Consider the following 21,799-nt stretch of genomic DNA (forward strand, 5'->3'; position numbering starts at 1 on the left):
AGGACTGATAAAGATAATGAAGGTTAATATCGAAAAATATAATCCTTATTGGGTAAATCTTTTTGCAAAAGAATCAAACAATATAAAAAGAATACTTGGTGATGAATTACATTCAATTCATCATATCGGTAGTACATCGATTCCACATATATCTGCAAAGCCAATTATAGATATTATGCCTATCGTTAATAATATTGACAATGTGGATAAATATAATCTTGCTTTTGAAGAGTTTGATTATGATGTGCATGGCGAATATGGAATCGTTAATAGAAGATACTTTACTAAATTTGATAAAGAAACAAATAAAAAACTTTACCATGTTCATATTTATGATCGTAAAGATGATAAAAACATTATTCGCCATCTCGCTTTTAGAGACTTCTTAATTGAGTTTCCAAAAGTAGCAAAAGAATATGAGGATTTAAAAATGATGCTCATTAATAAGTATTGTGGAGACAAAGAGCAATATGTAAATGGAAAAATGAATTTGTAAAAATGACTGAAAAACTTGCTATAAATTGGTATTTACAAAAAAAAGATTACCGACTATAATTCTTATCAAAAATAAAATATAGGTGATAACAATGATACATATAAAAGAATTTTATAATTCATTACCAGAGTTGGAGAATAAAGAACTGTCTAAAATACATAATGAAATCTTCGATACAAATGAAAATTTAAACGACAAATTCTTAAGTAAAAATAAAGTTATAATTTTAGTCGCCTATAAAGAAAAGACAATTGTTGGATATAAAATTGGATATGAAATTGATTGTTCTACATTTTACAGTTGGTTAGGTGGCGTTGAAAAAAATAATCGAAATCATGGAATTGCGCAAATGCTTATGGATAAACAAATAAGCATATTAAAAAGTAAAAGGTATGAAAAAATTCAAACTAAAACTTTTAATAAATGGAAAAGCATGCTCATTTTAAATATAATAAATGACTTTCAAATAAAAAATTGTTATCCAGATAAAAATGACTTAGCGATTATTTTAGAGAAAGATATCAAATAGTAAATTACAAAAATAATCTACAACATAAATACTTGATGATCCATGTTGTAGATTATTATACTTTTGACACATATTTGACACCTGCATTCTGCTTTACTTTTATTAACCTTCTATAGAATATCCTTTGTAGTTATTACAATTTTTATAACGTTGGCGTTATGTTGGCGTAGTTACGCTATTTAACAAACCTTTTATATATACAAAAAAATCCCGTCATATCTACGTTACTAGTAACGAGATACAACGGGATATTGGTAATTTACGTCCTGGGAGGGATTCGAACCCCCGACCGACGGCTTAGAAGGCCGTTGCTCTATCCAGCTGAGCTACCAGGACATTTTCAACACAAGAATAATTATATCGAATAGATACTGATTTATCAATACTTTTTAAAAAGAAAAAGGTTTATTAAATCGCTTTCGAAGTATTATTACACGTTTAGTTATTTTATTTTACTTTTATTCGGTGATAACAATGTCATTAACTTTAACTGTATTGGCTTTTTCGGCTTTACACAAAGATTTATCTTCAAATATTTCTATAACACTCGCATGTACTAGTCCATTTGCTGTTAATACATATATGTTTTCGTTCTTATGTAAGTCGTTATATTCGTTTTTATTTATACAAAACTCATCATCATTGATAACTGATGTAACGTGTGTTCTGCCCATTTCTACCCCTCCTACGTATCATAGCTTATTAGTTTTTACATAAAATTAACGACATTCATAATTATAAAACAATTTTTGTTTAATTGAAAGTTTATTCTAAATTTTTAATAAAATTGAGATATTCGTAAGAATATCTCAATAAATAAAATCTATTTGCCATTTTTGTTTTGCAAAATATATATTTAAAGTGCTAATGATAATTTTTCTATTTCTTCATTATTTCTATTTAAATATGTTAAAGTTGCATTATTTAATGCTTCGTCGAATTCGATGATGGCATATGTTTCTTCCCACTGTCCTCTTGTTTGAGAGATGCTTCCTGGATTGATACAATAAACGCCATCTATTGACTCACATAAAGCTATATGACTATGTCCATAAAATGCAAATTTAGCATGGTTATTTTTAGCATGGGCACTTAATACTTCTCTAGATGCTTTAATATCATATCTATGACCATGTGTATAGAAATAACCAATACCTTCTATTTCACCTTGTTCTTCTATTGGAAATTGTGGATCGAAATCACAATTTCCTTTAACTCTTTGATACAAACTTAGTTCTGTATCGTTATAGTCGAATTCAGAATCACCTAAATGTAAAAATAAATCTGCGTCTTTATTTTTTTCGTATATTTCATGAAGTATGCCTTGTTCGCCATGATTATCGCTAACAATTACCCATTTCATTGGAATCGCTCCCCTATGTCTTCATTCATTAATTTAATTGCATTACCACGGTGACTGATTGCACTTTTTTCTGCAGCAGTTAATTCTGCCATCGTTCTGTCTTGTGATGGTACAAAGAAAATTGGGTCATAGCCAAATCCATTTTCCCCTCGTGGTTCGTCTATAATTTCACCAGGTGCTTTACCTACATATGTAACAGTTTCTTTACCAGGCTCACTTACAGCAATGGCACAAACAAATTCTGCTGCTCTTTCTTCTATACACTTTAAGTTTGTTAATAATTTTTCTATATTATCTTGATCATTTTTTTGTGAGCCTGCATATCTTGCTGAATAAATACCTGGTTCACCGTTTAAAGCTTTTACAGATAATCCGCTATCATCAGCAATAACGATTTTATTTAATTGCTTTGAAGCCGCTTCTGCTTTCAAAATCGCATTCTCTTCAAATGTTGTACCCGTTTCTTCTACATCAAAATCAGGTGCAATTTCAGAAATACCTATAACATTTGCTTTTGGAAAAATGGTTTTAAAGTCATTTATCTTTCCTTGGTTATTTGATGCAATAATAATATCTTTCATATTTATCTCTCCTTACAATGTTATTCGTTCAACGTGAGCATCTTCTATATGTAGCCACTCTTTAATCGTTCTCGTAATATGTTCAACATCACCATTTGCAAAAAATTGATGTTTCGGATTTGGTGTATAATATGAATGCTCATTACTAAAAGTCAATAATGCACTTACTTCTCTTGCTGTTTCTAAACCTGAAGATATAATTGTCTTTCCGTCATCAAAATACTGATGAATCGCATCATATAATAATGGATAGTGCGTACATCCTAATATAACTGTATCTGAATCATCATATCGCCACTGTTTAAGCGTTTGATGGATAACAATACTCGTAATCGTCGGATCTTTATATCTCATTTGTTCAACTAAAGGAACGAATCCTGGACAAGCGACGCCTTTAACTTCTACTTGAGGATTAATAGATTTAATACTTCTTCTATATGCTTCAGATTTAATTGTCCCTTCAGTACCAAGAACAAGTACACGATTATTTTTAGTCGTCATAATTGCTGTTCTTGAACCTGGATCAATAACTCCAATAACGGGTATTGATAACATTTCTTGTAAAGGTTTCAAAGCAACCGCAGTAGCTGTGTTACATGCGATAACTAGCATTTTAATATCTTTTTCAACTAAAAAGTTAGCTAATTGAATGGTAAATGATTTAACTTCTTCTCTTGTTCTCGGGCCATAAGGACACCTTCCTATATCACCTAAATAAAATATCGTCTCATTTGGCAATTGTCGCATGATTTCTTTAGCAACTGTTAAACCACCAATTCCTGAGTCGATTACGCCAATTGGTTTATTCATTCATCTTCACTTCGCATTCTTTTCAACATAATTTCTAACGCTTCATTAAACTTTATTTTATCTTCATCTTCCATAATAGATAGAAGATCTTCAGTATAAATTTGTCTCGCTTGAACAACTTCGTCAATAAGTGCCGTGCCTTTTTCTAATAACTTGACGTGGAATACTCTTTTATCTTTCTCAGATTGAATTCTTTGAACGAGTTCTTTTTTCTCAAGTTTATCTACTATATCTGTTGTTGTAGAATATGCTAAAAATAAACGTTTAGATAACTCACCAATTGTAATTTGATCATGCTCATTGAGCCATTGTAAAGCAATAAATTGAGGCGGTGTTATATCATAAACCTTTAACTGACCTCTTGATTTTAATTTCGTTCTTTCTACTATATGTCTTAACGAATATTCAATCTGTTTTGTAATTTCTTCCATAGTTGTTTGTACCTCTTTTCTCATCAAACTTATATTAATAATAATAACACATACCCTTATATGCAGTTAATGAATTGGTCTTTATGTTATATAAATAAACAAATAAGAGGCCAAGACATAAAATTATGTCCCAGCCTCTCATATCTTTATTAGTTTACTTCGTGATCTGAACCGAAGAATGATTTGAACATTTGGAAAGTAGCTTCTCTGTTCATTGCTGCGATTGATGTTGTTAAAGGAATACCTTTTGGACAAGCATTTACACAGTTTTGAGAACTACCACACTCTTGTATACCACCATCAGACATAAGTGCTTTAATACGTTCATCTTTAGTCATGCTTCCAGTTGGATGCAAGTTGAATAAACGAACTTGAGAAATTGCTTGAGCACCCATGAAATTATTATTCACGTTTACGTTCGGACAAACTTCTAAACATACACCACATGTCATACATTTAGAAAGTTCATATGCTGTTTGACGTTTCTTCTCAGGCATACGTGGTCCTGGTCCTAAGTCATACGTACCGTCAATTGGTACCCATGCTTTAACTTTTTTCAAGTTATCGAACATACGAGAACGGTCAACTTGTAAATCACGAATAACTGGGAATGTCTTCATTGGTTCAAGTTTAATTGGTTGTTCCAATTGATCAATAATAGCTGAACATGATTGACGCGCTTTACCGTTAATAACCATAGAACATGCACCACAAACTTCTTCAAGACAGTTCATATCCCAAGTTACTGGTGTCGTCTTTTCACCATTTGACTTAATCGGATTTCTTTGAATTTCCATTAAAGCTGCAATAACGTTCATATTTGGTCTATAAGGAATCTCAAATTTTTCTTCATAAGGTTGAGATTTATCATTTTCTTGACGTTTGATAATGATTGAAATCGTTTTGTTTTCTTGGTTTTGACCTTGTGCATTGTTTTCAACTGTTTGAGTGTCTGCCATAATTATTTACCTCCTTCAGATTTCTTAGAGTAATCACGTTTACGAGGTTTAATGTGACTAATATCCACTTCTTCATATGAAAATTCTGGTGCTTCTTTAGGTCCTCTAAATTGAGCAATCGTTGTTTTTAACCACTCTTCATCATTACGGTCTGGGAATTCTGGTTTGTAATGTGCACCACGTGATTCGTTACGATTATATGCACCAATCGTAATAACTCTTGCTAACACTAACATATTCCATAATTGACGCGTAAAGAATACAGCTTGGTTACTCCAAGTAGATGTATCTTCCATATCAATATTTTGATATCTTTCCATCAACTCAACAATTTTCTTATCTGTTTCTAGAAGTTTATCATTATGACGAACAACTGTAACATTGGCTGTCATAATTTCTCCTAATTCTTTGTGTAACTTATAAGCATTTTCTGTACCTTTAAGTTGTAATAAATGATCGAATTTTTCTTGTTCTTCATTTATACGTTTTTGGAAAATTTCTTCATCTAATTCTGTATATGATTTTTCAATATTATTAGCATATTTAACTGCATTTGGTCCTGCAACCATACCACCATAAATAGCAGATAATAAAGAGTTTGCACCTAATCTATTACCACCATGTTGTGAGTAGTCACATTCACCAGCAGCGAATAAACCTTTAATATTTGTCATTTGATCAAAGTCTACCCAGATACCGCCCATTGAATAATGAACTGCTGGGAAAATTTTCATTGGGACTTTACGAGGGTCGTCACCAGTGAATTTTTCATATATTTCTATTATACCACCAAGCTTAACATCTAACTCATGTGCATCTTTGTGTGATAAATCAAGGTATACCATGTTTTCACCGTTAATACCAAGTTTTTGGTTCACACAAACATCGAATATTTCACGAGTCGCAATATCACGAGGTACTAAGTTACCGTAATCAGGATATTTTTCTTCTAAGAAATACCAAGGTTTACCGTCTTTATACGTCCAAATACGTCCACCTTCACCACGAGCTGATTCACTCATTAATCTTAATTTATCATCACCAGGAATTGCAGTTGGATGAATTTGAATAAACTCACCATTTGCATATTTAGCACCTTGTTGATAAACAACAGAAGCTGCTGAACCTGTATTAATCATTGAGTTAGTAGATTTACCAAATATGATACCTGGTCCACCAGTTGCCATAATTACAGCATCTGATCCAAATGATTCGATTTTAGAGTCTGTTAAGTTTTGGGCGATGATACCACGTGCAGCATCTTCCTCATCTTTAACAATACCTAAAAATTCCCAACCTTCATATTTTGTAACTAAACCTTTAACTTCATAACTTCTAACTTGTTCGTCTAATGCATATAGTAATTGTTGTCCAGTTGTTGCACCTGCATATGCAGTTCTATGATGCAAAGTACCACCAAATCGACGGAAATCTAAAAGTCCTTCTGGTGTACGGTTAAACATTACACCCATTCTGTCTAATAAATGTATGATACTTGGTGCTGCTGCAGTCATATTTTTTACAGGTGTTTGGTTAGCGAGGAAATCTCCACCATACACTGTGTCATCAAAGTGAATGTCAACAGAGTCGCCTTCACCTTTAGTATTGACAGCTCCGTTAATACCACCTTGAGCACAAACAGAGTGTGAACGTTTAACAGGTACTAATGAGAATAAATCAACATGCGCACCTTGTTCAGCAGCTTTAATAGTTGCCATTAGTCCTGCTAAACCACCACCGACAACAATGATTTTGTTGTTTGCCATAAAAATTGTCACTCCCCTAAAAAGTATAAATCCTATACGAATGCAAAAATAGCTCTTAAGCCAATAATACTAATTACGATAAATACAAATAAAGTTACATAAGTCATAAAACGTTGTGATTTTGGTGATTGTGTAATTCCCCAAGTAATGAAGAATGACCATAAACCATTTGAGAAATGGAATATAACACTTAATACACCAATAACATATAGCGTTACAGAAATTGGATTAGATAAAATATCTGAAACCATATCAAAGTCAACGTGATGTCCTAATGCAGCTTGAATACGCGTTTGGTAAACATGAACAGCTATGAAAATAAATGATATGATACCAGTTAAACGTTGTAATAAGAACATCCAGTTTCTAAATAGTGAATGCCTTCCTACGTTTTCTTTAGCTGTAAACGCTATGTATAATCCATAAATAGCGTGGAATAGTATAGGAATATAAATAACTACAACTTCTAATACAATTTTAAATGGTAAATTCCACATAAAATCTGATGCTTTATTAAAAGCTTCTGGACTTATCGTTGCAAAATGGTTAATAACCAAATGCTGAATTAAGAATATTCCTATAGGAATTACACCTAATAATGAATGAATACGACGTAAAATAAACTGTTTTTCGCTTGACGCCAAAAGAAGTCCCCCCTAACTTTAATCTATGGCTCTATCGTTATATTAAGAATATAATAATCTGAAAACGATTACATACATCCCAAAAAAAATTCGATGAGCATTTACATGTATATTGTAACATCATTAAGTATGAATTTGGGCATGAGAATTATTCTCATACCCAAATATATAGATTTTTTGTTGTAATTTTACCATTTATTTACTAAGCTTATCTACTAAGTTTTGAGCAACCTTTTTCGGAACACCAATTTTAACAAAATCCTCTAAATTCGATTCTCTCATTTTTTTAATAGAGCCAAAATGTTTTAATAATGTTTGTTTACGTTTTGGTCCAATACCTTCTATTTCATCTAAAGCTGACTTAAGTGATGTTTTTTGTCGTGTTGATCTATGGAAACTAATTGCAAATCGGTGCACTTCATCTTGAATGCGTTGAAGTAAATAAAATTCTTGAGAATTTTTCTTTAGTGGTATAATTTCTGCTTGTGATCCGTACAATAATTCTGAAGTTTGGTGTTTGTCATTTTTACTTAGACCTGCAATTGGTATATCAAGTCCTAGTTCATTTTCTAATACATCACTCACTGAAGACATATGTCCTTTACCACCATCGACAATAATCAAATCAGGAATTGGAAGTCCTTCTTTTAATACTCTTGTGTATCTTCTTCGAACCGCTTCTTGCATCGACTTGTAATCATCTGGACCTTTTACAGATTTAATTTTATATTTGCGATAATCCTTTTTACTTGGCTTACCATCCACAAAAGCTATCATAACAGACACTGGATCTACACCTTGAATATTAGAATTATCAAATGCTTCAATTCTAATCGGTGTTTGAATACCCATAGCCTCTCCTAAGTTCTCAATAGCTTTGATCGTTCTAGATTCATCTTTCGCAATTAATTCAAATTTATTTTTAAGTGAAATACTCGCATTTTTTATCGCAAGATCCACCATTTCTTTTTTCTGACCTCTTTTAGGCTGAACCACTTTTGAATCAACGACTGACTCAACTGTTTTAATGTCTAAATTTTTCGGAATATGAATTTCCTTAGGCGTTAAATGTTGATTTAAAGAATAGAATTGTCCAATAAATGTATAGAATTCTTCTTCAGCAGTTTGAATAATAGGTATCATAGATGCTTGTCTTTCAATTAATTTACCTTGTCTAATAAAGAATACTTGAATACACATCCACCCTTTATCAACAGAATAACCAAATATATCCCTCATTGTCATGTCTGCTGACATCATATTCTGTTTATAATTTAACATTTCAATATGTTGTATTAAGTCACGGTATTCTTTCGCTTCTTCAAACTTCAAAGCTTCACTCGCTTGATTCATCTTCTCGTTTAAGTCATTGACGATTGTTTTGTCATCACCATTTAGAAAATCAGTAATTTCTTTAACCATCGTTTGATACTCGCTTTGTTCGACTGGATAAACGCAAGGTCCTAAACATTGGCCAATATGATAATAAAGGCATACTTTATTTGGCATTGTGACACATTTTCTTAACGGATAAATTCTATCTAGTAATTTTTTCGTTTCATGTGCGGCATAAGCATTAGGATATGGTCCGAAGTATTTACCCGAATCTTTTTTTACAGTTCTCGTCACGATGAGTCTAGGATGTTTTTCTTTTGTAATTTTTATAAATGGATAACTTTTGTCATCTTTTAATAATATATTATAACGTGGTTGATGTTTTTTAATTAAGTTAAGTTCAAGTAATAAAGATTCTATTTCACTTGAAGTCACGATAAATTCAAAATCTCTAATCTCCCCTACGAGTCGAGTTGTCTTTTCATCATGTGCACCTGTGAAATAGCTGCGAACTCTGTTTCTTAATCGTTTAGCTTTTCCAACATATATGACTGTTTGTTGTCTATCTTTCATGATGTAACATCCAGGTTCTGTTGGTAAAACTTCAAGTTTTTGCTTAATTTTCTTTTGGTAGTCTTCCACCTTTATCACCTACCTTTTTAAATTCATTATATCAATAAAATTTGCATTGACCAAAACATACGTTCTATATAAATATCTATCATCACACAAAAACTGCCTACAAAGTCATATGCTTTGTAGACAGTTTGGATTAATCATAGGTTATAACGATTAATAATGTTTAGATAATACTTGTTCTAGTTGTTCTTTAGGTTGGAAACCTACTACTTTATCTACAGCTTCGCCATCTTTAAATACGATTAAAGTTGGGATACTCATAACTTCGTATTTAGCTGCTGTTGCTTGGTTTTCATCTACGTCTAATTTAACGATGTTAGCTTTACCTTCAACGTCTTTAGCTAAATCTTCTAATACTGGCGCGATCATTTTACAAGGTCCACACCATGGTGCCCAGAAGTCCACTAAACTAACGCCTTCTTTGATTTGTTCATCGAAATTTGCATCTGTTGCTTTTAATAATGCCATTGGAAAAATCCTCCTTGTTAACTTATGATAATGAGAGTATAGCACGCTTTATTTTGCAATGCATGTTGTTTGCTCAAAGTGTATTGTACTTGATATGAACTATATTAGCAATCACTTAAATTCAGGTTTTCTTTTGTTTATAAATGCATCAATACCTTCTTTTGCATTGTCGCTTTCAATAATATCAACGAAATGTCTTTCTTCAATTTGATCACTTTCTAATGATAAATCTAAATTAGACATTTGCTTGATGACTTTAATAGAGTCTAAAGATTTAGAAGCGATTGTAGTAGCTAATTTTTCAGTAGCTTGTTCTAATGCTTCTTTATCTTCAACTATTACATTAAATAAATGTTTCACTTCTTCTAAATTGATATTCTCACCAGTTAACGCAGCTTGTAATGCTTTATGTTGACCTACCATAGCAGATAATCGTCTGACACCACCAAAGCCTGGGAATATACCTAAGTTAATTTCAGGTAATCCTACTTTTGTATCTTTCGTGATTAATCTCATATCACATGCTAAAGCAAGTTCAAAGCCACCGCCTAAACAAACACCATGAATTGAACTGATAACTGGCTTATGACATGTCTTAATCAATCTAAATAATTTAGCACTTGTAGAAGCTAAATCTAATCTTTCATGTTTAGTTAGTTCTGGGAATGATTTAATATCTGCACCCGCAGAGAAACATTTTTCATTACCTTTTATAACGATGACTTTCACATCTTCATTGAATCCTTCTGTTTCAATTGCTTCAATAATGCTATTTAATACTGCCTCATTTAAAGCATTTACCGGACCATGATTTAATTGTATATAAAGAACGTGGTTTTCGACATTTGTATTTATCAAGAAAATTCCTCCTTATAAAAATATTAAGTATGCAATACCTGCTATAAATGTTAAAGCAGAAATAACGAGTAATACTTTAGCTAGTTTATACATATCAAAATTATCCAATATGTTTCCTCCTTATTTCAATGTTACAACAGTAACACCAAATCCACCTTCTGAAGGCATACCTGTACGATATGATTCTACAGAACGATGTTTTTTAAGATGGTCAGCTACACCTTTTTGTAATGCACCTGTACCTTTACCATGAATAATATTCACTGTACCGTAATTAGAAAGTACTGCTTGATCGATATATTGGTCTAATTCTAACATAGCATCTTCATATCGGTAACCACGTAAATCTAAATCCATTTTTATAGTAGATCGATTCGTTCTAGGAACAACTTTACTTGGTTGTTGTTTCTTTTTATCTAGTTTTTCTAAATCTTTTACTTCTATTTTCATTTTGAGTATACCCATCTGAACAACAACTTCTTCATCGCTGATCACATCGATAACTTCACCTTTTTGACCGTATGATAATACTTTAACGTCATCACCTTTTTCAATCTTATCGTGACGTTCTTTCTTAACATTTTGTTTCAGAGATTGCGATGTATATTGATTATCAAGTCGTTTCTTTCGCTCAATGAGTTCATGCTCTTTTACATTTGCAGCTGAATTATCTCGCATATCTCTTAGTTCTTGAAGGATTGTTTCCGCTTCTTCAGTCTTCTGTTTAACTTCTTGATTCGCTTTATTTCTCGCTTCATCCATCAGTTGTGTTTTGAAGTTTTCAAAGCGTTGTAATTCTTGCGTTAATGATTGATGCAAGTCTATAGATTCTTGTTTTAATTTTTCAACTTCAATACGATCATTTTCGACAGATTTAGCATTTTTCTCAAGTGATTCTATCATGACATTGATTTCTTTTTCATCTTGACCAATCAGTGATTTCGCATGATTGATGAGTTCATTTTTTAGCCCTAATTTTTTAGAGATTTCAAATGCGTTTGAACGTCCTGGTATGCCCATCAATAATTTATAAGTTGGTCTTAATGTTTCAACGTCAAATTCAACACTCGCATTCATCACTTTCTCTCGATTATAGCTATATGCTTTAAGTTCAGGGTAATGTGTTGTAGCCATGATTAAAGCATCTCTTTCAATCGTATAATCTAAAATACTCATTGCTAATGCTGCACCTTCACTCGGATCAGTTCCTGCGCCTAATTCATCAAATAAAATTAATGAGTCTTTATCCGCTTGATCAATAATATTGACGATATTTTTCATATGTGATGAAAAAGTCGATAACGATTGTTCAATAGATTGTTCGTCACCAATGTCACAAAATACTTTCTTAAATATCGTTATAATGGCGCCATCTAATGTCGGAATTAACAAACCAGATTGTGCCATTAACGTGATTAAACCAACTGTTTTTAAGGTAACGGTCTTACCACCAGTATTAGGACCTGTAATAATAACAGCATTAATGTCTTCTTTAAATTCAATCGTATTGCTGACAACTTCTGATTGATTAATTAATGGATGTCTTGCTTTCGGTAAATATATTGCTCTATCTTCAGATATGATTGGTTTAGTAGCTTTAATAGTTGCACCAAATTTAGCTTTTGCTGTCACAAAGTCTAAATGCCCCATAACTTCTGTACTTGAAAGTAATTCATAGCCTACTTCGCTTACTTGTTCTGTCAGTATATATAACAATCTATCTTTTTCTTCTTTTTCTTTAGCTTTAACTTGAGCAATTTGATTATGCATTTCAACAATTGCACTTGGTTCAATATATAATGTTTGGCCAGATGCAGATTGATCATGCACGATACCATTAAAATCTTGACGATATTCTGCTTTAACCGGAAGTACATGTCTATCATTTCTAACCGTTACAATAGAGTCCGATAATTTCTTCTGATTAGCTGAAGATCTAACCATTTGCTCTAATCTTGATTTAATGCGATCGTTCGTTTTTTTAATTTGATGTCTCAATTCAGCTAATTTCGGACTTGCCGTATCAAACAAATCGTGTTCATCACACTGTTCACTTATTTGATTCAGCAAGTCACTTAAAACTGGCAATTGTGCAACATAACCATCGATATTTGGATAAAGTATTGCCTCATCTTCATCAACGATACTTGCGTAAAATGTTTTAAATCTATTTTGAACTTGAATATTACGTTTAATTTGGTTTAATTCTTCAACGTTTAACAAACTGCCAATTTCTGCACGTCTTACATAGGATTTAATATCTTTTAGCCCTGAATACCCAGGTACTCTATGTTTATTATAAATTTGAGTCATTTCGTCTGTTTCATTTATACTTTGCTGAACCGTTTCAAGTTCATCACTTGGTTTAAGTTCGTTAATAAGGCGTTCAGCAATATCACTTGTCGCATGAGTAGACAATTGTTGAATAATTAAGGGATATTCAAGAACTTTTAATGTTTTCTCATTCATATTATCTTCCCTCTTCTTTTAATACTTTATTTTGTTGATTGGATCCATTTTTTAAATGCTTCACGTGATTTAGCATTAATAACTTGTGATTTTTTCACCCAACCTTTTTGAGCCGTTCCAACACCATATTTCATGAAATCAAAATGATCAATATGATGGGCATCTGTATTGATTGTAATCATTAGGTCAGGATTATTTTTTAATACGTCAGCGTTTAAATCTAATCGTTGTGGATTAGCATTCAGTTCTAATACTGTATTAGTTTCTCTTGCCATTTTAATAAGTTCATCAATATTCGGACGGTATCCATCTCTTCTACCAATAATTCTTCCTGTCGGATGTGCAATATGTCTGACATATTGATTTTCACATGCAGTTCTAAGTCTATTCATAATCTCTTCTTCAGATTGATTGAAACTTTGATGAATTGCTGCAATCACATAATCTAATTCTTTCAATACGTCATCTGGATAATCTAAACTACCATCTGGTTTAATATCCATTTCTGTACCACTATAAATATCAATTTCTTTATATGATTCATTTAGTTTTTTAATTTTTTCGTTTTGTTCCAATAAACGTTCAATAGATAATCCATTTGCTACTGCTAAACTTCTAGAATGGTCTGTAATACAAATAAATTGATATTGATGTTCAATTGCCGCTTCAATCATTTCTTCAAGTTTAAATGCACCATCACTATAAGTTGTATGCATATGAATATCACCATTAATATCTTCTAACTGTATGATATCTTGAATATCTTTATCAAATTCTGTACCATCCTCACGCATTGTTGGTGGTATATATGGCACGTTAAAATGATCATAAATTTCCTTTTCACTTTGATAAGTAATGATGTTACCATTTGCTTCTTCTATACCATATTCACTTACTTTTTCATTTTTTTGTTTAGCAAGTTGTCTAATTTTTATATTATGATCTTTAGAACCTGTAAAATGTTGCAATGTATGATAGAAAGCTTCTGGTTGAATCAGTCTAAAATCAACACCAATAACATCTTCTTCAATTTGTAAATCTAAAGAAACTTTCGTTTGGCCAACAGCAATTTGTTCTTTAATATCTGGAAAATCAAGTAGTGCTTGTTGTACTTTTGTAGGTTCTTCAGTCGAAATAATATAATCTAAATCTTTGCTCATTTCTTTCATTCTTCTGAAACTACCTGCAACTTGATATTGAATAATGTCTTCAATATTATCTAAAAATTGATTAATCACTTCATGTGCTTTAATCATAGTATTGATTGGATATTTTTCAGGTCGTTGCCCTAACACTTTCGTTTCTTCAAGAAGTTTTTGTTCTGTCTTTTTCGCAAAGCCTGGTAATTCAGACACTTGATTATTTTCACACGCTTTGATTAAGTCTTCTTTATTTTTTATATCTAATTCTTTATATAATTTCGCAATTTTTTTACTACCTAATCCAGGTATTTTTAATAATGGAATAAGTCCTTCTGGAATTTCTTGTTTTAACTCATCTAAATAACTTTGTGTCCCATTATCTATATATTCATTTATGACATCGCCTACACCTTTACCAATGCCTTTTAATGATGTCACATCTTCAATTTCGTTTAACGTTCTTTCATCTGTTTCTAATGATTGACTTGCTTTTCTGTATGCTGATACTTTAAATGGATTCTCACCTTTAATTTCCATGTATATTGCAATTGTTTCTAACATTTTTACGATATCTTTTTTTGTTAACATATCTATTCCTCCGTAAAAAAAGTCATAGGTTCTCCCATGACTTTTTTCAATATGAATTCATTTAATTTGAAAGCCATTTTACTAATTGATCAGATAAGAATGGTGTCTTTGTTAATACTGCATTTCCAATAGAAGACTGTTGTAATGCATCAATAAAAGGTGCTACGGGAATTACCGCAACTGCTGCTAGTATGATAATTACAACTAAATACGCTTCTATAAATCCAAGTACGATACCATAATACCTTGCATATTTACCGCCAAATTCCATTTGATGATAAAAATCAAATACTGTTGCTACAATTTGTAAAATTATTTTAGTAAAAACAAATAAAATGAGAATCGCCATAATATTATAAAATGCATTCTCATTATTAATACTGTTAAATATTGCATTCTTACCTTCTGTAGACGCACTCGGATAAGGTAATATTAAATGCAATTGCTTGCTAAATGGTGCGTAACAAATGCTGGCAATCACCAATGAACTAATCGTGCCGATAGAATGTAATGATTGTAATACTAAACTACGTCTATATCCAATGATGACACCTATAATTAAACATAAAAATATAAGTAATGTTATCATTCTAAATGTCCTTTATTTTTTAATTGTTTGATTTCTTCTCTTAACTTTTCATTTTCTTCTTCTAATTTAACATATTCATGCATAACATTAACAGCTGTAAGAACAGATTTACGCGTTGTATCCAAGCCTGCATTTAATTGCCCGAGCGCTTGCAACTTTTCATCCACTCTACCAGCTACATATCGAATATGTGATGGATCGTCTTCACCAATAATTGTATAATGTTGATCATTTATAACCACTGTCACTCTATTTTTTTTTTCACTCATTATACTACCCCTGTTCAAATTATAAATGGATTTCTATATATGTAATCATACTATATTATACATGACATAAGTTCATTTGTGTATGAATATCCACCAACTTGATTTGAGAAAATTCGTTTATATCATAAATTTATGCTACTCTATTTATAGAAAAAATTAAAAAGGCAGGACTTAAAAGTGGCAAACATCGTAAAAACAATTGACTCCAATACAATCAATCAACTTATAAAACAATATAATATGGAAACAAAGAACTTACCAACTGGCACTTTAGCCCGCAAGAAAATAAAAAGTACACAAGTCCAAATATACCGTTCAAAAAAAATAATGTTTCAAGGTAAAGATGCAGAACAAGTAGCAAGTGAAGTACTTAATCAAAACATAACGTCATCACCATCTAAAGCAACACCAGCTACAAAAAAATATGAATTTGATATACATAATACAATTGGTAGTGATGAAGCAGGCAGTGGCGATTATTTTGGCCCACTCACAGTATGTGCAGCATACGTATCTAAACATAACGCTAAAATATTAAAAGAAATTGGTGTAATGGACTCCAAGTCTTTAACTGATCCTAAAATTGTAGAACTAGCTGAACAAATTATACAAATATGCCCTCATTCTCTAATTGTACTTGATAATCCCAACTACAATACAAAGCAAGCAGAAGGTTGGAGTCAAGTTAAGATGAAAGCAGTCCTTCACAATCAAGCGATTAAAAATGTCATCTCACGAATCGACGAACAAGAATTAGAACAAATTGTGATTGACCAGTTTGTACAAGCAAGCACTTATGAACGATACATTATTGGTCAAATGCCACGTAAAGACATTACGCACTTTGAAACAAAAGGTGAATCAAAATCAATCGCAATTGCTGCTGCTAGTATTATCGCAAGATATGCATTTGTTACACACATGGATCAATTAGCAAAATCTTTAAATGTCATTATTCCTAAAGGCGCAAGTAATAAAGTAGATCTAGAAGCAGCAAAAATCGTCCAAAAATATGACATGCAGCAGTTAGATAACATAACGAAAACACATTTTAAAAATAGAGATAAAGTATTAGACCTTATTAATCGAAAAAGGAGAAATTAATATGTTACTTATCACATTCAGTTGGCAAGTAATTCTTGCCCTAATCATTATTTGCTATTTAATTTGGTTTATCGGTAAACAACTTACAAATTCCACAAACAAACGAAAAAAATAATATAAAAACACAGCAATCTGAAGATTCATATCAGATTGCTGTGTTTTTTATTTGTATATCTTATGCTCTTAATGTCGCACCATTTTGTTCTAATGCTGTTAAGATTTGCTCGTGTACTGCTGAAACTTTATCTTCTGTCAATGTTTCATTAACGTCTAAATAATCTAAGCGAATTGCGACCGATTTCTTACCTGGTTCCATATGTTCGCCTTCGTAAACGTCAAATACTTCTGCGTTATTTAATATATCTGCACCATTTTCATTGATTGTATGAATAAGTGTAGCTGCCGTAACTTCTGTGTTAACGACAAGTGCAATATCTCTTGAAACTCCTGGGAATTTCGGAATAGCTTCGTATTCAATTTTGCCAACAGGTTGTCCTAAGATTTTTGTGAAGTTTAACTCAAACACATAAGTGCGGTCTAAGTCATTTTCTTTTTCAACTTTCGGATGTAATTCTGCTATTAAACCAACAACTTCATCATTTAATTTAACGTACGCTGTTCTACCTGGATGTAATAAGTCTACTGTAGTCGCTTCATATGTGAACGTTAAGTTTAATTGTTCTGCAAGACGTTCTACTATACCTTTCACTAAGAAGAAATCAACAGGTTCATCTTTTTGTTGCCATTTATTACCTGTATATTGTCCTGTTAAAATACCACTTAAAAATTCAACTTCTGTTGGTAATTGATCTTTTCCGTTACTATAGAACACTTTACCAAGTTCATATAAAGCAACGTTTTTATTCTTACGCGCAACGTTATAACGTGTAGCGTCAACAAGTCTAGGTAATAAACTTTGACGTAATACAGCTTGATCTTCACTCATAGGCATCATAAGCTCTACAACTTCTTGTTGTTCTAAAGTATAGTTTTGAGCGACATCTTTACGAACTAATGAATACGTAATCGCTTGATCTAAACCAGCACCTTCAAGAATTTCTTTAACTTTTCGTGTCTTCAATTGGTTATCTGTTAAATAGCCAGCAGTTGCATTATCAAAGTTTGGTAATGTTGAAGGTAATTGGTCGTATCCATAAATACGCGCAACCTCTTCGATTAAGTCCGCTTTAATTGAAATATCATTTCTTCTTGATGGCACTTCTACTTTAAAGGCATCTCCAGAAACAATCGTTTCAAATCCTAAACGATTAAATATTGTATTAATTTCATCTGTAGAAAGATCGAAACCGATTAATTGGTTAACATCTTGTGTTGTAATGTCTATCGTACGAGACAATTCTGGTAAATTACCGTCTGATACAACTTCACTTAACACAGTTCCACCAGCAATATCTTGTAATAATTTTGCTGCTCTATCTAAAGCATCAAGTACTCTTTCACTCGCAATACCTTTTTCGAATCTGCTTGAAGCTTCACTTCTTAAGCCTAATCGTCTTGATGTTTGTCTAACATTTGTAGCATTAAATAATGCACTTTCGATTACGACATTTTGAGTGTTTTCTGTAACTTCTGAGAAATCGCCACCCATGACACCAGCGATTGCAATTGGTTCTTCACCATTTGTAATAACAAGGTCTGAAGTAAGTAGTTCTCTCTCAACATTATCTAATGTCGTGATTTTTTCATTTTCACGTGCATAACGTGCAACAATTTGATCTGACCCAATTTGATCTTGATCAAACATGTGTAACGGTTGACCATACTCTAAAAGTACGTAGTTCGAAACATCTACCACGTTGTTAATTGGACGGATGCCAGCTTTCATTAATCTAGACTGCATCCATGATGGAGATGGTGCAATTGTTACATTTTTAACAACTCTAGCTGCATAGAATGGAACACCTTCTTGATCTTGAACAGTCACTGATAATGATTGACTAGCTTTCTCTTCAGATTCATCTAAAGAAGTATTTGGGTATTGTATGTCATTGCCATATAATGCACTCACTTCATGTGCAGCACCTAGCATACTTAAACAGTCTGCTCTATTTGGTGTCAAATCAAAGTCTAATACATCGTCATTTAATAATAATGCTTCTAGTGCATCACTACCAGGCGTTGGTTCGCTTGAGAAGACGTAAATGCCATCTGCATATTTTTTAGGCATCACATTTGGATCAATACCTATTTCTTGTAACGAACAAATCATACCTTCTGATACTTCACCACGTAATTTAGCTCTTTTAATTTTAACGCCACCAGGTAAACGACCACCTACTCTTACAACGATGACATATTGATCTTTATCTACATTTGGTGCACCACAAACGATTTGTACGGGTTCTTCTTCACCAACATCCACTTTACAAATATTCAGTTTATCTGCCTCTGGATGTTTCTCTTTAGAAAGCACATGTCCAACGACTAATTTTTTAATATCGTCTCCATAATGTGTAACACTATCAACTTCAATACCGCTTCTTGTAATTTTCTCAGCTAAATCTTGAGTATTAGCATCTATATTTATATATTCACTTAACCACTCTTTACTTACTAACATTATGCTTCACCACCATCTTCTACAGGCTTAAATTGTTCTAAAAATCTCACGTCATTTGTATAGAAATGTCTAATATCTTCAATTCCATATTTCAACATTGCCATTCTGTCTGGTCCTAAACCAAAAGCAAATCCAGAATATTTATTTGAATCAAAGCCTGCCATTTCTAATACATTTGGATGTACCATTCCTGAACCAAGAACTTCTATCCAACCTGTTTGTTTACAAACGTTACATCCTTTACCTTTACATTTGAAACATGACACATCTACTTCAACTGATGGTTCAGTGAATGGGAAGAAACTTGGTCTTAATCTAATTTCACGATCTTTACCAAATAATTTACGTGCTAATAATTCTAATGTTCCTTTTAAGTCACTCATCTTGATATTTTCAGCTACGACTAAACCTTCAATTTGCGTAAATTGATGACTGTGCGTCGCATCATCAGAGTCTCTACGGTAAACTTTACCTGGACAGATGATCTTAACGGGTCCAACACCATTACGTTTTTCTAAAGTTCTCGCTTGTACAGGAGATGTATGAGTACGCATTAAGATTTCTTCTGAAATATAAAAAGTATCTTGCATATCACGTGCTGGATGAGACTTTGGTAAATTAAGTGCTTCAAAGTTATAATAGTCAGACTCTACTTCATAACCTTCAACAATTTCATAACCTAAACCAATAAATAAATCTTCTAAATCTTCATTGATTTTAGTTAGTGGATGTTTCGCACCTAAACTTACTTTTCTACCAGGTAACGTTACATCGATTGTTTCATTCTCTAATTGTTGGTTTAATGCTTCCTCTTCTAAAAGTACTTGTTTAGCTTCGATTTCTTTCTCAACAGCTTTACGTACTTCGTTCACAAGTTGACCGAATTCTGGTCTTTCTTCTTTAGGTAATTCTTTCATTTCTTTCATAAGGCCTGTAATAACGCCTTTTTTACCTAAATAATTTACTTTCACGTCTTGTAATGATCTTTCTGCTTTTGCTTCATTAATTCTTACAAGCGCATCTTGTCTTAATTCAGATAATTTTTCTCGTAATGACATATATATCCTCCTATTTTGGTCGAAAAAAAGACTCCGCCTCCTCAAATATAGAGGGACGAAGTCTTCCGTGGTACCACCCAAATTTATACATAGTTATGCATACACTTATATGTTGATAACGGATCTACATTCCGACTTAAATTTCTTTAAGTAGCTAAAAAGATGAAAAAAATTAAGTTACAACATAGGATTTTTCAGTCTCGAATCCATTCCCTTGTCATGTGTAAACATTAATTTACGTCCTTTTGTAAGCTCATATTGATTATGAAATCATTATATTAAATATTATATAATTGGTCAACCTTTCAAATGATAAAGCAAGATACCACAAGATACAGCTACATTTAAACTTTCAGCTTTGCCATATAGCGGTATATGAAGATTTTTAGTCGTTTGTTCAAGTATCGCTGGATCAACACCTGCACCTTCATTCCCCATAATTAACGCAAAGTTTGAATGGCTTTTGACTTCTCGATATTCAACTGCATTTTGAAGACTTGTTCCGTAAGTTTCGCCATCAAATTGTTCCATAAATTCAAATATATCTTGCTCAACAACTGGTAAATGAAAGACACTACCTTGTGAAGCACGTAATACTTTATCTTGGTACGGGTCTGCACTACCTTTTGAATAAATAACAGCGTCCATGCCTGCAGCGTCAGCATTACGAATCAATGCACCCATATTACCTGGATCTTGTACTCTATCTAATACAAGGACTTGTTTAAAATTACTCGTTTCGTATGTAGGCATTTCAACAACCGCAAATATACCTTGAGGTGTCGTTGTGTCAGATAATGATTCTGCCACTTTAAAATTAATGACATATGCTTCCTTTGCATATTCAACAATTTTCTCATCAACTCTTCCATAATCTACTGCTAATAATGTAATGATATTCAGTTGACTATGATAAGCTTCTTCGATTAAATGAAATCCTTCAATTAGAAATTGTCCTTGTTTAACTCGTTCTTTTTTCTTTTTTAATTTATTCATTTGTTTAATTTTATTATTTTGAACTGAAGTAATTTCTTCCATAGTAACGCCTCATCTTCTCATTATGATATAAAAATATTATATACGAAAAAAGACTGCCAACAAAGTCAAAGACATTGATGAC

At 32.2% G+C, this 21,799-nt stretch carries 21 protein-coding genes and 1 tRNA gene; 3 read left to right on the forward strand and 19 right to left on the reverse strand.

Annotated features, from left to right (window positions below; translation table 11 throughout):
• Positions 1 to 16: 16 nt before the first annotated feature.
• Both LQ677_RS01645 and LQ677_RS01650 read left to right on the forward strand, forming a co-directional pair.
• Positions 17 to 496, forward strand: a complete 480-nt coding sequence (locus LQ677_RS01645) for a GrpB family protein (protein ID WP_239748050.1) — start codon at positions 17 to 19, stop codon at positions 494 to 496.
• Positions 497 to 587: 91 nt separating this feature from the next.
• Positions 588 to 1,025 (forward strand): GNAT family N-acetyltransferase, encoded by a 438-nt coding sequence (locus LQ677_RS01650; protein ID WP_239748051.1) that lies wholly within the window; start codon positions 588 to 590, stop codon positions 1,023 to 1,025.
• Between the two features lie 262 nt (positions 1,026 to 1,287).
• On the opposite strand, the gene LQ677_RS01655 is transcribed toward LQ677_RS01650, so the two are convergent.
• The 16 genes from LQ677_RS01655 to zapA form a co-directional block, all read right to left on the reverse strand.
• Positions 1,288 to 1,361: transfer RNA gene (locus tag LQ677_RS01655), tRNA-Arg, on the reverse strand.
• A gap of 122 nt (positions 1,362 to 1,483) precedes the next feature.
• Positions 1,484 to 1,699: a hypothetical protein gene (locus tag LQ677_RS01660; protein ID WP_037587508.1), complete on the reverse strand. Its 216-nt coding sequence runs from the start codon at positions 1,697 to 1,699 to the stop codon at positions 1,484 to 1,486.
• 182 nt (positions 1,700 to 1,881) lie between these two features.
• Complete coding sequence (locus tag LQ677_RS01665) at positions 1,882 to 2,388, reverse strand: metallophosphoesterase family protein (RefSeq protein WP_037587506.1); 507 nt, start codon at positions 2,386 to 2,388, stop codon at positions 1,882 to 1,884.
• Positions 2,385 to 2,969 (reverse strand): XTP/dITP diphosphatase, encoded by a 585-nt coding sequence (locus tag LQ677_RS01670; RefSeq protein ID WP_239748052.1) that lies wholly within the window; start codon positions 2,967 to 2,969, stop codon positions 2,385 to 2,387. Before LQ677_RS01670 ends, LQ677_RS01665 begins: the two co-directional genes overlap by 4 nt.
• Before the next feature lie 12 nt (positions 2,970 to 2,981).
• Positions 2,982 to 3,779 (reverse strand): glutamate racemase, encoded by a 798-nt coding sequence (racE, locus tag LQ677_RS01675; RefSeq protein WP_025904622.1) that lies wholly within the window; start codon positions 3,777 to 3,779, stop codon positions 2,982 to 2,984.
• Positions 3,776 to 4,210, reverse strand: a complete 435-nt coding sequence (locus tag LQ677_RS01680; RefSeq protein ID WP_025904623.1) for a MarR family winged helix-turn-helix transcriptional regulator — start codon at positions 4,208 to 4,210, stop codon at positions 3,776 to 3,778. The genes racE and LQ677_RS01680 overlap by 4 nt, the downstream gene beginning before the upstream one ends.
• Positions 4,211 to 4,359: 149 nt before the next feature.
• Positions 4,360 to 5,169 (reverse strand): succinate dehydrogenase iron-sulfur subunit, encoded by an 810-nt coding sequence (sdhB, locus tag LQ677_RS01685; RefSeq protein ID WP_037587502.1) that lies wholly within the window; start codon positions 5,167 to 5,169, stop codon positions 4,360 to 4,362.
• Between the two features lie 2 nt (positions 5,170 to 5,171).
• Positions 5,172 to 6,935 (reverse strand): succinate dehydrogenase flavoprotein subunit, encoded by a 1,764-nt coding sequence (gene sdhA / locus LQ677_RS01690; RefSeq protein ID WP_037587500.1) that lies wholly within the window; start codon positions 6,933 to 6,935, stop codon positions 5,172 to 5,174.
• A gap of 32 nt (positions 6,936 to 6,967) precedes the next feature.
• The gene (locus LQ677_RS01695; protein ID WP_025904626.1) at positions 6,968 to 7,579 is read right to left on the reverse strand and encodes a succinate dehydrogenase cytochrome b558 subunit; all 612 of its coding nucleotides are present in this window, start codon (positions 7,577 to 7,579) and stop codon (positions 6,968 to 6,970) included.
• Between the two features lie 195 nt (positions 7,580 to 7,774).
• Positions 7,775 to 9,556, reverse strand: coding sequence for an excinuclease ABC subunit UvrC (gene uvrC / locus LQ677_RS01700; RefSeq protein ID WP_239748053.1), 1,782 nt, complete (start codon positions 9,554 to 9,556; stop codon positions 7,775 to 7,777).
• 150 nt (positions 9,557 to 9,706) lie between these two features.
• On the reverse strand, positions 9,707 to 10,021 hold the full coding sequence (trxA, locus tag LQ677_RS01705) for a thioredoxin (protein ID WP_025904628.1): 315 nt from the start codon (positions 10,019 to 10,021) through the stop codon (positions 9,707 to 9,709).
• 111 nt (positions 10,022 to 10,132) lie between these two features.
• Complete coding sequence (locus tag LQ677_RS01710; protein ID WP_037587496.1) at positions 10,133 to 10,879, reverse strand: enoyl-CoA hydratase-related protein; 747 nt, start codon at positions 10,877 to 10,879, stop codon at positions 10,133 to 10,135.
• Positions 10,880 to 10,999: 120 nt separating this feature from the next.
• Positions 11,000 to 13,348, reverse strand: a complete 2,349-nt coding sequence (locus LQ677_RS01715) for an endonuclease MutS2 (RefSeq protein WP_119475373.1) — start codon at positions 13,346 to 13,348, stop codon at positions 11,000 to 11,002.
• 26 nt (positions 13,349 to 13,374) lie between these two features.
• Positions 13,375 to 15,078, reverse strand: coding sequence for a DNA polymerase/3'-5' exonuclease PolX (gene polX / locus LQ677_RS01720; protein WP_204171178.1), 1,704 nt, complete (start codon positions 15,076 to 15,078; stop codon positions 13,375 to 13,377).
• Between the two features lie 61 nt (positions 15,079 to 15,139).
• On the reverse strand, positions 15,140 to 15,667 hold the full coding sequence (locus tag LQ677_RS01725) for a CvpA family protein (protein WP_037587489.1): 528 nt from the start codon (positions 15,665 to 15,667) through the stop codon (positions 15,140 to 15,142).
• Entirely contained in the window at positions 15,664 to 15,936 is a 273-nt protein-coding gene (gene zapA, locus LQ677_RS01730) for a cell division protein ZapA (RefSeq protein WP_191836209.1), read from the reverse strand. The genes LQ677_RS01725 and zapA overlap by 4 nt, the downstream gene beginning before the upstream one ends.
• A 177-nt stretch (positions 15,937 to 16,113) precedes the next feature.
• On the opposite strand from zapA, the gene rnhC reads away from it, so the two are divergent.
• The gene (gene rnhC, locus LQ677_RS01735; RefSeq protein ID WP_191836208.1) at positions 16,114 to 17,040 is read left to right on the forward strand and encodes a ribonuclease HIII; all 927 of its coding nucleotides are present in this window, start codon (positions 16,114 to 16,116) and stop codon (positions 17,038 to 17,040) included.
• Positions 17,041 to 17,215: 175 nt separating this feature from the next.
• Here the strand turns inward: rnhC and pheT are convergent, their stop codons facing one another.
• From pheT to LQ677_RS01750, 3 genes are all read right to left on the reverse strand, one after another.
• Positions 17,216 to 19,621, reverse strand: coding sequence for a phenylalanine--tRNA ligase subunit beta (pheT, locus tag LQ677_RS01740; protein ID WP_191836207.1), 2,406 nt, complete (start codon positions 19,619 to 19,621; stop codon positions 17,216 to 17,218).
• Positions 19,621 to 20,679 (reverse strand): phenylalanine--tRNA ligase subunit alpha, encoded by a 1,059-nt coding sequence (gene pheS / locus LQ677_RS01745; protein ID WP_025904636.1) that lies wholly within the window; start codon positions 20,677 to 20,679, stop codon positions 19,621 to 19,623. The genes pheT and pheS overlap by 1 nt, the downstream gene beginning before the upstream one ends.
• Before the next feature lie 297 nt (positions 20,680 to 20,976).
• Positions 20,977 to 21,717 carry a TrmH family RNA methyltransferase gene (locus tag LQ677_RS01750; protein ID WP_037587481.1) on the reverse strand — a complete coding sequence of 247 codons (741 nt, stop codon included), beginning with the start codon at positions 21,715 to 21,717 and terminating at the stop codon, positions 20,977 to 20,979.
• Between the last annotated feature and the right edge of the window lie 82 nt (positions 21,718 to 21,799).

This window comes from Mammaliicoccus sp. Q-M61 (assembly GCF_022386055.1).
Taxonomy (GTDB): Bacteria; Bacillota; Bacilli; order Staphylococcales; family Staphylococcaceae; genus Mammaliicoccus; species Mammaliicoccus sciuri_A.